The 12,156-nt window shown below is 50.0% G+C and carries 15 protein-coding genes and 2 tRNA genes; 1 reads left to right on the forward strand and 16 read right to left on the reverse strand.

Features of this window, described 5'->3' with window-relative positions; all coding sequences use genetic code 11:
- Positions 1 to 113: 113 nt before the first annotated feature.
- The 16 genes from DWY84_RS16485 to DWY84_RS16560 all read right to left on the reverse strand — a co-directional run bounded on the left by DWY84_RS16485 (position 114) and on the right by DWY84_RS16560 (position 11,560).
- Positions 114 to 202: transfer RNA gene (locus tag DWY84_RS16485), tRNA-Ser, on the reverse strand.
- 65 nt (positions 203 to 267) lie between these two features.
- Positions 268 to 353 (reverse strand) — tRNA-Ser (locus tag DWY84_RS16490).
- 273 nt (positions 354 to 626) lie between these two features.
- Entirely contained in the window at positions 627 to 1,124 is a 498-nt protein-coding gene (gene queF, locus DWY84_RS16495) for a preQ(1) synthase (RefSeq protein ID WP_118534389.1), read from the reverse strand.
- The gene (gene queC / locus DWY84_RS16500) at positions 1,121 to 1,846 is read right to left on the reverse strand and encodes a 7-cyano-7-deazaguanine synthase QueC (RefSeq protein ID WP_118534390.1); all 726 of its coding nucleotides are present in this window, start codon (positions 1,844 to 1,846) and stop codon (positions 1,121 to 1,123) included. Before queC ends, queF begins: the two co-directional genes overlap by 4 nt.
- Before the next feature lie 32 nt (positions 1,847 to 1,878).
- Positions 1,879 to 2,520 (reverse strand): GTP cyclohydrolase I FolE, encoded by a 642-nt coding sequence (folE, locus tag DWY84_RS16505; protein ID WP_118534400.1) that lies wholly within the window; start codon positions 2,518 to 2,520, stop codon positions 1,879 to 1,881.
- Between the two features lie 39 nt (positions 2,521 to 2,559).
- A complete protein-coding gene (gene queE / locus DWY84_RS16510; protein WP_118534391.1) occupies positions 2,560 to 3,246 on the reverse strand; it encodes a putative 7-carboxy-7-deazaguanine synthase QueE in 687 nt (228 codons plus the stop codon).
- A gap of 56 nt (positions 3,247 to 3,302) precedes the next feature.
- On the reverse strand, positions 3,303 to 3,728 hold the full coding sequence (gene queD / locus DWY84_RS16515) for a 6-carboxytetrahydropterin synthase QueD (protein ID WP_118534392.1): 426 nt from the start codon (positions 3,726 to 3,728) through the stop codon (positions 3,303 to 3,305).
- A 276-nt stretch (positions 3,729 to 4,004) separates the two neighbouring features.
- The gene (ispD, locus tag DWY84_RS16520; protein ID WP_118534393.1) at positions 4,005 to 4,730 is read right to left on the reverse strand and encodes a 2-C-methyl-D-erythritol 4-phosphate cytidylyltransferase; all 726 of its coding nucleotides are present in this window, start codon (positions 4,728 to 4,730) and stop codon (positions 4,005 to 4,007) included.
- Between the two features lie 37 nt (positions 4,731 to 4,767).
- Positions 4,768 to 5,823 carry a tRNA (adenosine(37)-N6)-threonylcarbamoyltransferase complex transferase subunit TsaD gene (gene tsaD / locus DWY84_RS16525; protein WP_118534401.1) on the reverse strand — a complete coding sequence of 352 codons (1,056 nt, stop codon included), beginning with the start codon at positions 5,821 to 5,823 and terminating at the stop codon, positions 4,768 to 4,770.
- A gap of 8 nt (positions 5,824 to 5,831) precedes the next feature.
- Positions 5,832 to 6,743, reverse strand: a complete 912-nt coding sequence (locus DWY84_RS16530; RefSeq protein ID WP_118534394.1) for a ribonuclease Z — start codon at positions 6,741 to 6,743, stop codon at positions 5,832 to 5,834.
- Positions 6,744 to 6,791: 48 nt separating this feature from the next.
- Positions 6,792 to 7,034, reverse strand: a complete 243-nt coding sequence (locus DWY84_RS16535) for a hypothetical protein (protein ID WP_118534402.1) — start codon at positions 7,032 to 7,034, stop codon at positions 6,792 to 6,794.
- A gap of 133 nt (positions 7,035 to 7,167) precedes the next feature.
- On the reverse strand, positions 7,168 to 7,620 hold the full coding sequence (gene rimI, locus DWY84_RS16540; protein ID WP_347560823.1) for a ribosomal protein S18-alanine N-acetyltransferase: 453 nt from the start codon (positions 7,618 to 7,620) through the stop codon (positions 7,168 to 7,170).
- A complete protein-coding gene (tsaB, locus tag DWY84_RS16545) occupies positions 7,617 to 8,372 on the reverse strand; it encodes a tRNA (adenosine(37)-N6)-threonylcarbamoyltransferase complex dimerization subunit type 1 TsaB (RefSeq protein ID WP_118534395.1) in 756 nt (251 codons plus the stop codon). Before tsaB ends, rimI begins: the two co-directional genes overlap by 4 nt.
- The gene (gene tsaE / locus DWY84_RS16550) at positions 8,369 to 8,797 is read right to left on the reverse strand and encodes a tRNA (adenosine(37)-N6)-threonylcarbamoyltransferase complex ATPase subunit type 1 TsaE (protein ID WP_118534396.1); all 429 of its coding nucleotides are present in this window, start codon (positions 8,795 to 8,797) and stop codon (positions 8,369 to 8,371) included. The genes tsaB and tsaE overlap by 4 nt, the downstream gene beginning before the upstream one ends.
- Positions 8,797 to 9,345: a YcxB family protein gene (locus DWY84_RS16555; RefSeq protein ID WP_118534397.1), complete on the reverse strand. Its 549-nt coding sequence runs from the start codon at positions 9,343 to 9,345 to the stop codon at positions 8,797 to 8,799. The genes tsaE and DWY84_RS16555 overlap by 1 nt, the downstream gene beginning before the upstream one ends.
- Before the next feature lie 73 nt (positions 9,346 to 9,418).
- Positions 9,419 to 11,560 carry a Tex family protein gene (locus tag DWY84_RS16560; protein WP_118534398.1) on the reverse strand — a complete coding sequence of 714 codons (2,142 nt, stop codon included), beginning with the start codon at positions 11,558 to 11,560 and terminating at the stop codon, positions 9,419 to 9,421.
- Positions 11,561 to 11,719: 159 nt separating this feature from the next.
- Between DWY84_RS16560 and DWY84_RS16565 the strand changes: the two genes are divergently transcribed.
- A complete protein-coding gene (locus DWY84_RS16565) occupies positions 11,720 to 12,070 on the forward strand; it encodes a hypothetical protein (protein ID WP_147354314.1) in 351 nt (116 codons plus the stop codon).
- The last annotated feature ends 86 nt before the right edge of the window (positions 12,071 to 12,156 follow it).

Raw genomic sequence — 12,156 nt, forward strand, 5'->3', positions numbered from 1 at the left:
AATCTTTCATTTTCAAGGTTCATGTTGTTGCTGTTCTCAGCAGCAACGTCCAATATCTTATCACGTTGTTTTCGCTTTGTCAACAACTTTTTTCATCTTTTTTCAAGACGAAGCGCAGAAGGAGGGATTTGAACCCTCGCGCCGCTATTAACGACCTGCACCCTTTCCAGGGGTGTCCCTTCAGCCTCTTGGGTACTTCTGCAAAGTCCCGATGCCTGAACATCAGTAAATATTATATTGTCATCGGCAAGCCTTTTGCTTGTCCAACGGAGAGAGTGGGATTCGAACCCACGCGCCCTTGCGGACAAACGGTTTTCAAGACCGCCTCGTTATGACCACTTCGATATCTCTCCTCAAACGTGCTCTGCTATTTTATCAAAGCTTTTCGTTTTTGTCAAGAACTTTTTTGAAGTTTTTCATCGTATGTTTCGAAGCTTTTCGTTCGTCACACGCGACATTGATGAATTTTAGCACAGTTCATTTCTGATGTCAACCCTGTTTTTTACATTTTTTACATTTTTTTATTTCTATCGCAACAAGCAAATGGCAGCGCAGCGCTAAGCATGGTCCGCAGGTTAAAAAACCACAACCATCCCGGCGATGGCTGCCCCTTACTTTTATCCAGATCAGCGGTTGTCCACCTTTTCCGGATACATATCGTGCTGTGACAGTCTTTGCCATGCAACTGTCTCCCAGCGTGTTCCAGGCTTTCCATAATTGCAATACGGATCAATGGAAATACCGCCACGCGGAGTGAATTTGCCCCAGACCTCGATATATTTCGGGTCCATCAGACGGATTAGATCTTTCATAATAACATTTACACAATCCTCGTGGAAATCACCATGATTTCTGAAACTGAACAGATAGAGCTTCAGAGACTTGCTCTCCACCATTCTTTCTCCCGGAACATAGGATATTGTGATCGTTGCAAAATCCGGCTGTCCGGTGATCGGACAAAGACTCGTAAACTCCGGACAATTGAATTTTACAAAATAATCATTTTCCGGATGCTTATTTAAAAATGTTTCCAGAATCTCCGGAGCATACTGATCCGGATACTTCACATTCTGATTTCCCAACAGGCTGATGCCCTCTTTTTCAAGCTCTGCTTCTCTGCTCATTTTCTTTTTCCTCCATATCTGATCGTATTTAGCGGATCTTCCACTCCATTCAGCCGAAACGCTTCCATGCGGTCCACGCAAGTTCCGCAAACTCCGCATGGCATACTTCCGCCTTCATAGCAGCTCCAGGTCATCTCATAAGGCACATTCAGTTCCAGGCCTTTCCTGACAACCTGGGCCTTTGTCCAGCTGACAAACGGTGCCTCGATCCGGAGCTGTTTCCCACTTCCCTCATAAATTGCCTGATTCATCGCCTCGTGAAAAACACGGCTGCAATCCGGATATGCATTTCCCGCCGAATCATCTGCATGGGCACCGTAGTAGATCACACTGCAGCCTTTTGAGAGTGCAATACTTGCTGCCGATGAGAGAAAAAGGCCATTTCGGAACGGAACATAAGTCGATACCGGTATCCCATTTGTTTTCTCCAGCTGTTTTGCATAGCTTTCATGCGGAATCTCGCTGTCTGAATGTTTCAGGAGCGAACAATTGCTGTACTGAAAAATAGGAGCAAGGTCCAGATACAAATGCTCAACCCCATAGTACTCTGCCACCTTTCTGGATGCCTCTATCTCCTTCTGATGTTTCTGTCCGTAAGAAATTGACAGCGCGATCACCTGATCTTTCCCGTATTTTTCAACTGCCATTCCAAGACAGGTTGTAGAATCCACGCCACCGCTCGATAATACCATGGCTTTTTTTATCTCTTTATTTTTTTCCATTATTCAATTCCTTCTTTTTTGTTTTCTGTGTTTTATCGGCCTGCATGAAGCTGCTGAAACAGATTCATCTGCAGCATTGGATCCGTCTTGAATCGTCCACGAAGTGTCGTTGTTGTCGTAACCGCATTGCTCTTCCTGATCCCGCGAGCCGTCATACAGCTGTGACAGCCCTCAATCATCACCGCCACATCGTGAGAATCTGTCACCAGCTCCATGATCTCCGCGATATCACTGCCAATCCGCTCCTGAAGCTGGAGACGTTTTCCAACCATATCTGCAATCCTCGCGATTTTACTCAGGCCAAGAACATTTCCCCTCGGAATATAGGCGACGCTGACTTTCATGTCATACATCAACGCAAGATGATGTTCGCAATAGCTGAAAATCTCAATATTTTTCACAAGCACCATATCCTGCGAATTCTCTGTACTGTCCTGAACAAAATTTTTCCGGAACATATCGGCAATCTCCTGATTGGAATAGCACATTCCTTCAAAAACTTCCTCATACATTTTTGCGACACGCTCCGGCGTCTCTTTGAGTCCCTCTCGATCCGGGTCATCACCAAGGGCCTGGAGAATTCCCCGAATATGCAGTCTGATGGCCTCTGTATCAATCTTTCTCAGATTATTCTGCGCGGTTTTGCACACGGAACCAGTCTGTTCCTGTCTCATTTTCTCATTCTTCATCTCGTTATCCGCTTCCTGTTCCTTCTATACCCCGCGTTTTTGCGGGTCCCAGATGATCTTGTGCAGCTGAAGCTGAAGCTTCACATCATTGAGTTTTTTCTCCATCAGAAAATCCACCATTTCCACTGGCTCGATCCTGCCAAATACCGGACTGAGATAAACTGCGGTCCGCTCCCGCAGGCGATATTTCTCTATGATCTCGACAGCTCGCTCCATATCCGACCGGCTGCTGACCACAAATTTCACAGTATCTTCATCCGACAATTTTTCCATGTTAGCCAGAAGCATCGCGTGCTCCATCCCACTCTCCGGCATCTTATAATCCATCGTAAATGACGGCCTTCTTTCAAGATTGCAGTAAGGTGTGAGATCAATGCTTCCGTTTGTCTCAATCTCTACACGCCGCTGCGGATCCTGCAAAATCGCACGAATCAACTGTGTCATTCCCTCACGCAGAAGTGGTTCCCCTCCAGTCAGCGTTATATTTCTGATCCTGCTCTCTTCAATATAAGAAATGATCTCGTCTGCAGTCATCTCTGTGCTCTCGCAATCTGACTCATTTGCCCAATAGGTATCACAGTAGCTGCAATGAAGATTGCACCCCTTCATCCGGATAAATACTGCAAGCTCCCCTGCGCGCCGGCCCTCTCCATTGATACTGACAAATTTTTCCACAACCTGATAAACAGGAGCGCTCTTCTGATTTTCCATCGTTGCTATTTCCTTTTCCGTATTTTCTTACCTTCACGTTATCTGAGCCTATGCTTTTACTGAGTCCTGCGATAGATGGCGCAGTTATTCGGAGTCTCGTAAACCGTTGCGCAGGATACTGGATATCCGGATTCGCACATCCTGTCAAAGAAATACCTGGAAAAATTCTCCGCAGTCGGCCGGAAGTCTACTTTGGTCAGCCGAAAGCCTTCTTCCAGAAGTGCCTCAACCGTCTTTTCCCTGAGTGTCCCGCTTTCATAAATCAGCGTATGATCCAACTCATCCGCCAGCTTTTTCAGATCCCGCTTAAGCTCTCCAAAATCAACGAGCATTCCCCTCATCTGGCCTTGCATTTCCAGATGTTCCGCCTGAATTTCTATCTCCACATGCCATCTGTGACCGTGGATATTGGCGCATTTCCCCTGATATCCCGAAAGAAAATGTGCCGAATCAAAATCTGCAACCGTTTTCAACTGGTACATATTTGATTTTCCTCTCTGAACTTGTATTTTTATTTGGGTAATAAAACCAGAAAAAGATTTATAGATAAACTTGAATTGCTTTATAAAACAAAAAAGGCAGACCCATGCCAGAGTCTGCCCTTGTTTCTTAAAATGGTCCTGCAATCTTTAGCCCTGGTTTTATTTATAGACAGGATGGTACAAACGAACTGTCTGTTTTATTATTGTATCCAGTTTTATAGAAAATGTCAATTGCTTTGTGACATACCAGAGTTCCTGTACTTTGTAAAATAAAGTTTACACGGCAACCCGCGGATTCATGCGTTTTTTTAATAACGCCTCTGCCAGTACCAGATCCTCCGGTGTGGTTACCTTTAAGTTTTCGTAGCTCCCCTCCACCAGGCGCACCTTTGTGCCGCTTAAATGCTCTACCACCATGGCATCATCCGTGATGCCCTTCTGCTGTGTCTCATCTGCCATCAACCGGTCATAAGCACCGCGTACCAGGGGATAGGAAAATGCCTGCGGAGTCTGTACCTGCCACAGCCGGGAACGGTCCGGCGTGGACTCCGCAAAGCCACCTGCGTCTGCTACCTTGATGGTATCTTTCACCGGCATCCCCACCACACAGGCTTCATCCGAAACAGCAGCCTGTGCCGCACGGGAAATGATCTCTTCCGTCACAAGGGGCCTTGCACCGTCATGGATCAGCACATAATCACACTGCTGCAGTGCTTTCAGTCCTTCATACACCGAATGATAGCGTTCTTTTCCTCCGGTCACAATAGCGCGCAGCTTGGTAAGACCCAGGACAGGCAGGATTTCCTCTCTCACATAGGATTCTTCTCCGGCACCGGTCACAAGCACCAGCTCATCCGCGCAGCTTTGTTCAAAGGCTTCCAGTGCGTACGAAATCAGCGGCCTGCCATTTAAAAGCATGTACTGTTTTTGAATGGTACTGTGCATCCTGCTGCCCCGGCCGCCTGCCAGGATGACCGCGCCGATCCGAAATGTATCAATCATAATAGTTCTTCTTTCTCGATCCTGTTTCTATTTTATGTTATCGCTCGCCAAGCTTTAAATTCGGAACCGCATTTAAGTCCCAGCCATGGCGCGTTCCCTTCTTATACTCATAGTAAGCCGCACAGCCGATCATGGCCGCGTTATCCGTGCAGAAGATTGGAGACGGATGATAGAACCGGATGTGAGCCTCGTCACAGGCCTCCTGCATGGCTGCACGGAGGGCAGAGTTGGATGCCACACCGCCGGCAATGGCCAGCTTGTCATAACCGTATTCCTTCGCCGCCAGAATCGCACGGCTCACCAGGGCCTCCACCACTGCATTCTGGAAAGACGCAACCAGATCCGGTACGTTAATCTCTTCGCCGGTCATATGAGCTTTGTTGATATAGTTCAGCACAGCAGACTTCAGGCCACTGAAGCTAAAATCGTAAGGGGAGCCCTCCACCTTCGCCCGCGGGAACTCGATGGCGTGGGGATTGCCTTCTTTTGCAGTCTTGTCCACCTTTGGTCCACCCGGGTAGCCGAGGCCCACCGCGCGGGCCACTTTATCGAATGCTTCACCAGCCGCGTCATCGCGGGTACGGCCGATAATTTCAAATTCGCCGTAGTCCTTCACAATAACCAGATGGGTATGTCCGCCGGACACGATCAGGCACACAAAGGGCGGCTCCAGATCCGGATTTTCAAGAAAGTTCGCAGACACATGGCCCTCAATATGATGTACGCCCACCAGCGGCTTTTTCGCCGCAAAAGCAATGGCTTTTGCCTCAGCCACACCAACTAACAGGGCACCTACCAGACCTGGGCCATAGGTCACGCCGATGGCATCCACATCTGCCAGCGTCACTTTTGCGTCTTCTAACGCCTGGGTCACCACCTGATTGATCTTCTCAATGTGCTTTCTGGAAGCGATTTCCGGGACCACCCCGCCGAACTGGGTATGCAGGGCGATCTGGGACGAAATCACGTTGGAAAGCACTTCACGTCCGTTTTTCACCACGGAAGCTGCCGTCTCATCGCAGGAACTCTCAATAGCAAGAATCAGTGTATCCTTCTTTTCCGTTTCTTCTGTTATGTTCTTATCTGTATCCATCATTTGTCTTACTCCTCATCAAAGGTCAGCTCACGGGTCCAGCCGTCCCGCGCCGTCTTTGCTCCCGGAAAGATTTCCCGTACTTTATCAATAAACTCGTCCGGCCGGTTTAAGGACGGGCTGTAATGGGTCAGCCACATTTCGGCAGGCTGCGCCTTCTTCGCCAGATTTGCTGCTTCATACATGGTCATGTGCTTATACTCTCTGGCCTTCGCCTCTTTGCCATCTTCGCCGTACATGCCTTCGCAGATAAACAGATCCGCGTGTTCAGCATACTCCGCAATGACCGGAACCGGCCTGGTATCGGTACAGTAGGTGACCTTCAGTCCCTTACGGTCCGGTCCCAGCACCATATCCGGTGTATAGGTCACACCGTCAAGCTCCAGGGTCTCGCCCTTCTGCAGACGGCTCCAGGCCTTCATCGGCACATTCTGGGCTTTGGCCCGCTCCACATCGAAACGGCCTGCCCGCGGAATGGAGATGGAATAACCATAGCAGGCGACATTGTGGTTTACCCGGTAGGCATCAATCACGTAAGGCCCGATATGAAACTGATGTCTGTTTTCCTCCAGCTCAATGAATTTTAACTGGAATGGGAGTTCCGGCGCAATGGTGCGCAGCGCGTTCACCACACGCTCCAGCCCCTTCGGCCCGATCAGTGTTACGGGTTCCGTCCGCTCTGCGTTGCCCATCGTGAGAAGAAGCCCTGGAAGTCCGCTGATGTGGTCCGCATGGTAGTGAGTAAAGCAGATCACATCAATGGGCTTCGGGCTCCATCCTTTTTCTTTCAGCGCCACCTGCGTTCCTTCCCCGCAGTCGATCAGAAGGCTGCTGCCATCGCAACGCGCCATCATCGCAGTCAGCCAGCGATACGGAAGCGGCATCATTCCGCCGGTTCCCAGTAAACAGATATCTAACATAAATCGATTAACCTCATTTCATTTGATGCTGATATCATAGCATAGCGTTTACATGAATTCAACCGCTTCCTCGATTTCCGGGGCAATCACAAACTGATGGATCAGACTGTCATAGCAGTCCTCGCACAGATCCCAATGATGGATTTCTCCATCTTTTTCCGAAAAATAATCCCACGGATAATTCACGGCAAATCCCCCCTCCCGGAGGATTCCGCGCTCTACCACCAGTTTCTTTCCGCAGCCATTGCAGACAACAGACTCCAGCATTCCATTTTCCTGATATTTTCTCATGTTGATTCCTCGCCTTTTCTTTTTCGCATATTTCACCTGCTGCAGCACCAGATTTTCTTTGTCATTTTGCAAAAACAGGGGACACGGCACCGACACCGCATCCCCTACATTATAAACAGAAATATTCGCGATTTTAAGTGGTAATTCTTTCCGGCAGATCCCGTTTCCACATGATGAGGGCATCCTCGGTCGGGTTGTGATAGTAGGCTTTCCGCACTGCCTCTGCCGTAAAACCATAGGATTCATACAGCTTCCGGGCCGCGAGGTTGCCTTCGCGCACCTCCAAGCTGATGGCGTAAGCACCTTCCCGGATAGCATACTCTACCATGGCATCCATCATTTTTCTGCCCAGTCCCAGGCGGCGGCAGGACGGATGCACGGCAATGCGCTGCACCTCCCCCTCACCGGCCAGCACCCGCAGATTGCAGTAGCCGAGAATATTTTCCGCCTGCTCAAATACATAATACACATCATACGGGCTGTGGATTCCGGATTCCAGAATGGAATAGGACCAGCTTTCTGAAAAGCAGAGCTTCTCCAGCTCTGCTATGAGCGGAAGATCCCGCTCCTCCATGCGGCGGATCACTGTGTGTCTCCTGTTCCAACGCTATGTCCTGCTGCCAGCTCGTCCGTCTTACCCTGGCGTTTTGCCTCTTCCAGTTCCCGTTCTGCCTGTGCTTTTCGCAGATAATCCGGTGCATGGTCCATCGCAGAGACAGTTTTTCCCTCCGCAAAGTACACGCTTCCAAGAGCTGCCACGCTGGCACCACGCTGACGGTTCGCCTGGGCTGGGGCAAAGGAGAACAGCGCGGTCATCTCTTCGCGGATAATCTTCTCATTCACCGATACGCCATCCCCTAAAAAGATGACACGCTCGCCGCGCGCGTTCAGTTCCTGAATCAGCTCATGGATATCCATGCCGCACTGAGGCTTTACGACCGCAAAATTCTCTTCATAATGATAGAGTCCCGTATAAACCTGTCCTCTTCTCGCGTCCATGATGGGGCAGATGAGGGCAGAGGTTCCATATAAATTGTATGCCATGGCATCCATGGTCGGTACGTGCACCAGCGGCTTTTCCAATGCCAGGCCCAGGCCCTTTGCTGTTGCAGAGCCGATACGCAGGCCTGTATAGGAGCCAGGACCACCGGATACCGCAATGGCATCTACCTCGTGCAGATCCAGTTCCAGCATGCGGGTCACCTCATCAATCATGGGAAGCAGCGTCTGGGAATGCGTCTTTTTAAAATCCACCGTATACTCTGCTGTTACCAGACCGTCCGTCACTACAGCCACAGAAGCCACCAGCGACGCGCTCTCTATTCCAAGTATCTTCATTCTAATCCCTCCACCGTTATCTTACGGTAATCAAATCCCTGTTCCAGATCTTTTTCAATACGGATGCGGATCACCTCGTCCGGAAGAATCTCCGGAATGAGCTGGGACCATTCGATCAGGCAGACGCCCTCTCCGTAAAAGCAGTCCTCATAGCCGATTTCATCCATCTCACTCACATCACCGATGCGGTATACATCAAAGTGGTACAGGGGAAGCCGTCCGCTGTCGTACTGCTGTACAATGGTAAAGGTCGGGCTGTTCACCGGCTCGTCAATGCCAAGCCCGGCTGCAAACCCCTGGGTAAAGATGGTTTTTCCCACACCAAGGTCCCCGTCCAGACAGTACACCTGACCAGGTTTTGACTGCCCACCCAGAAGTTTTCCGAGCGCATAAGTCTCCTCGGGACTGTTGCTTATTTTCTCCATCAGATTTTCCTCCGTCTTTCTTTCGGAAGATGCGCCGTCACCAGTTCCCGGAACGTCTCTTCCTGTTCACCCAGGGTTTCTTTCGGAATCAGGTAGGCATGCACCCGGTCCATGTAAAGAATGTACATGGATGATTTTGCGTCCAGCCGTCCCATCTGTTCCCAGGTGAAATCTGCTGAATTTTCTTCCTGGCTCACAGTCAGTTTCTCATCATCAAAGATCAGGCGCATGGGATTCTTCACCGCCGGGCGCTTTGCCTGTTTTCTGGCCTTGTTCCAGAGAAGGAAAGGCTGCCACACCGTAAAGATCAGCGCGCAGACCACAAGCAGACACCGGTATGGCACCGTAGTAGTACTCCACCGAAAGATCAGAAGATACAAAGCCGCCAGGGAAAAGATCAGGTTGAACATTCCCATAAATCCGGCATTGGCATGATACATGGAAAACATCCACAGATCCTTTGCCGTAATGCGCAGGGTCACATCCACCGTTTTGCCGGTACGGACAGACCCGCCAGTCACATTGACCTCGTTGGTCTCATTTGCCATTGATACTTAGCTCTCCTTTCCAAATTCATTTTCACACCGACGGCCATACTGCCACCGGGTGAATTTCTTATTTTTACAGTTTCATGGTCAGGGCAATGCGCTTCTTGTTCAGATCTACACTTAACACCTTCACCTCTACGATATCACCGACACTGACTGCTTCCAGCGGATGTTTGATGTAGCGGTCCGTCATCTGGGAAATGTGAACCAGTCCGTCCTGATGCACACCGATATCTACAAACGCGCCAAAGTCAATGACATTGCGGACCGTTCCCTTTAATACCATGCCAGGAGTAAGATCCTTCATCTCCAGGACATCCGTGCGCAGGATGGGCTTTGGCATCTCCTCACGCGGGTCTCTGGCCGGTTTTTCCAGCTCTTTTACGATATCTTTTAAGGTAATCTCACCAAGACCAAGCTCTTCTGCCAGTCCTTTGCAGCCACGTACTTTCCTGCCAAGCTCCTTTAAGCCGCCTGCCGCAATGTCTTCCGGCTGGCAGCCCAGTTTCTTCAGAAGCGCCTCTACTGCTGCGTAGCTTTCCGGATGGACCGAAGTCATGTCGAGCGGATTGTCACCGCCGTTGATACGCATGAAGCCGGCACACTGTTCAAAGGCCTTCGGTCCGAGCTTTGCGACCTTTAAAAGCTGTCTGCGGTTTGTAAACATGCCATGTTCTTCCCGGTATGCCACAATATTCTTCGCAATGGCCTTAGATACACCGGAAATATACTCAAGCAGGGAAGCCGACGCGGTATTTAAGTCCACGCCGACACGGTTTACACAGTCCTCCACAACACCCTGCAGGGTCTCGCTTAAGTTCTTCTGGTTCATGTCATGCTGGTACTGGCCTACACCGATGGACTTCGGATCAATCTTGACCAGCTCTGCTAACGGATCCTGCAGTCTTCTTGCGATAGAAGCTGCACTTCGCTGTCCCACATCAAAGTTCGGAAATTCTTCCGTAGCCAGCTTACTTGCGGAATACACGGAAGCTCCGGCCTCATTGACAATGACATACTGTACCTGCTGCGGAATTTCCTTAATAAGATCCACAATAATCATCTCAGATTCCCGGGACGCAGTTCCGTTGCCCAGGGAAATCAGGGAAATGTTATACTTTCTGATCAGGTCTTTCACAACCTTTTTAGACTCTTCTACCTTATTCTGTGGTGCGGTCGGGAAAATGACCGTAGTGTCCAGTACCTTTCCGGTTGCGTCCACCACAGCCAGCTTGCAGCCAGTACGGAATGCCGGATCCCAGCCCAGCACCACACGGCCTGCCACCGGCGGCTGCATCAGAAGCTGTTTTAAGTTCTTGCCAAATACCTTGATGGCACCAGCCTCCGCGGTCTCGGTCAGAGAACTGCGAATTTCACGCTCAATGGCCGGAGCGATCAGACGGCGGTAACTGTCTGCCACAACTTCCTTTAAAACCGGCGTGGTATACGGATTGTCCAGGGTAATAACCTGCTTTTCCAGATAATGCAGGATGTTTTCTTCCGGCGCCTCTGCCTTCACGGTCAGCACCTTTTCTTTTTCACCGCGGTTTAATGCCAGCACACGGTGACCGGCACATTTCTTCACCGGCTCCTCGTACTGGTAGTACATCTCGTAAACAGACTCTGCTTTTTCATCCTTTGCCTGGGAACGGATCATTCCCTGTTCCATGGTGGCATTCCGGATATAAGTACGGTAATCTGCCCGGTCAGAAATGCGCTCCGCGATAATATCCTTTGCCCCGGCCATGGCATCTGCCACTGCCGGTACCTCGTTTGCTTCAGAGACATAGCGCTCCGCAAGCTGCTCTAACGGCTCCTTTGCCTGCTGGTTCAGGATCAGCTCCGCAAGCGGTTCCAGTCCGCGCTCCTTTGCGATCATGGCACGGGTGCGGCGCTTCGGACGGTATGGACGGTACAGATCCTCCAGCGCTACCATGGTCATAGCCTCCTGGATCTGTTTTTCCAGCTCCGGCGTCAGCTTTTCCTGATCCCGGATGGTGGAAAGCACCTGGTTTTTCTTTTCCTCCAGATTGCGCAGATAGCGCAGACGCTCGTCCAGGTTGCGGAGTACCTCATCGTTCAGGGAGCCGGTTGCCTCTTTCCGGTAACGGGCAATGAACGGAATGGTATTTCCCTCATCGATCAGCCGGACCGCTGCCTCCACCTGTTTATATCCAATCTGCAGCTCATCCTGCAATATTTTAAAAATATCCATTAACTGTAAAACTCCTTTTGTCATTCTTTAAGCTGTATTCCCCATTATAATCCATAACCAGATGCCGCGCAAGCTGTTCGGTATTCTCCCTTGAGGCTTTTTTATTTTCGTGTTATGATGAAACATGACATTTTCATGGATACTTACGGAGGAATTTATATGGAACAGAACATCGGAGCAAAACGCCCCGCCCCGAATAGACTCGCGCGAACTAGTCTCTTTCTCGGCATCTTCGGAATCTTCAGCTGGTTCTACCCGCCAGTACAGATCATACTCGGATCCGCAGCGGCTCTCAGTGCATGGCTTTCCCGCAGAGACCGCCATTTCACCGGTGCCGGAATTGCCGGATTTGTCATCGGAATCTTCTGCATTCTGTTGAGCTTTTTTATCTTTTTTCAGTATATGCTGGTCTACAATGTAGCCCAGGACCCAGCTAACGCTGACCTCATCCGCCAGGTCTACCACCAGGCCCAGGAAATCTTAAATGGAATGGGAACAGCCGCACAGTAAAATATAACAATTTAAATCATGTTCACGAAAGGTCCGAAGCAGGCCGGGTGGTATCCCGCTGCGCAAAATATAAGTGCTGTGTTCGG

The sequence above is a fragment of the Clostridium sp. AF27-2AA genome, assembly GCF_003478505.1.
In the GTDB taxonomy this organism is placed as follows: Bacteria; Bacillota; Clostridia; order Lachnospirales; family Lachnospiraceae; genus Brotaphodocola.

Coding starts and splice junctions, on each gene's coding strand:
- DWY84_RS16535 (WP_118534402.1), bottom strand. CDS start 7,034: ATGAGAAAATATCAGGAAAATGGAATGCTGGAGTCTGTTGTCTGCAAT.
- DWY84_RS16555 (WP_118534397.1), bottom strand. CDS start 9,345: ATGGCAAATGAGACCAACGAGGTCAATGTGACTGGCGGGTCTGTCCGT.
- DWY84_RS16530 (WP_118534394.1), bottom strand. CDS start 6,743: ATGTTAGATATCTGTTTACTGGGAACCGGCGGAATGATGCCGCTTCCG.
- queC (WP_118534390.1), bottom strand. CDS start 1,846: ATGGAAAAAAATAAAGAGATAAAAAAAGCCATGGTATTATCGAGCGGT.
- DWY84_RS16560 (WP_118534398.1), bottom strand. CDS start 11,560: ATGGATATTTTTAAAATATTGCAGGATGAGCTGCAGATTGGATATAAA.
- tsaD (WP_118534401.1), bottom strand. CDS start 5,823: ATGGATACAGATAAGAACATAACAGAAGAAACGGAAAAGAAGGATACA.
- queF (WP_118534389.1), bottom strand. CDS start 1,124: ATGAGCAGAGAAGCAGAGCTTGAAAAAGAGGGCATCAGCCTGTTGGGA.
- tsaE (WP_118534396.1), bottom strand. CDS start 8,797: ATGGAGAAAATAAGCAACAGTCCCGAGGAGACTTATGCGCTCGGAAAA.
- ispD (WP_118534393.1), bottom strand. CDS start 4,730: ATGATTGATACATTTCGGATCGGCGCGGTCATCCTGGCAGGCGGCCGG.
- DWY84_RS16565 (WP_147354314.1), top strand. CDS start 11,720: ATGGAACAGAACATCGGAGCAAAACGCCCCGCCCCGAATAGACTCGCG.
- queE (WP_118534391.1), bottom strand. CDS start 3,246: ATGGAAAATCAGAAGAGCGCTCCTGTTTATCAGGTTGTGGAAAAATTT.
- queD (WP_118534392.1), bottom strand. CDS start 3,728: ATGTACCAGTTGAAAACGGTTGCAGATTTTGATTCGGCACATTTTCTT.
- tsaB (WP_118534395.1), bottom strand. CDS start 8,372: ATGAAGATACTTGGAATAGAGAGCGCGTCGCTGGTGGCTTCTGTGGCT.
- folE (WP_118534400.1), bottom strand. CDS start 2,520: ATGAGACAGGAACAGACTGGTTCCGTGTGCAAAACCGCGCAGAATAAT.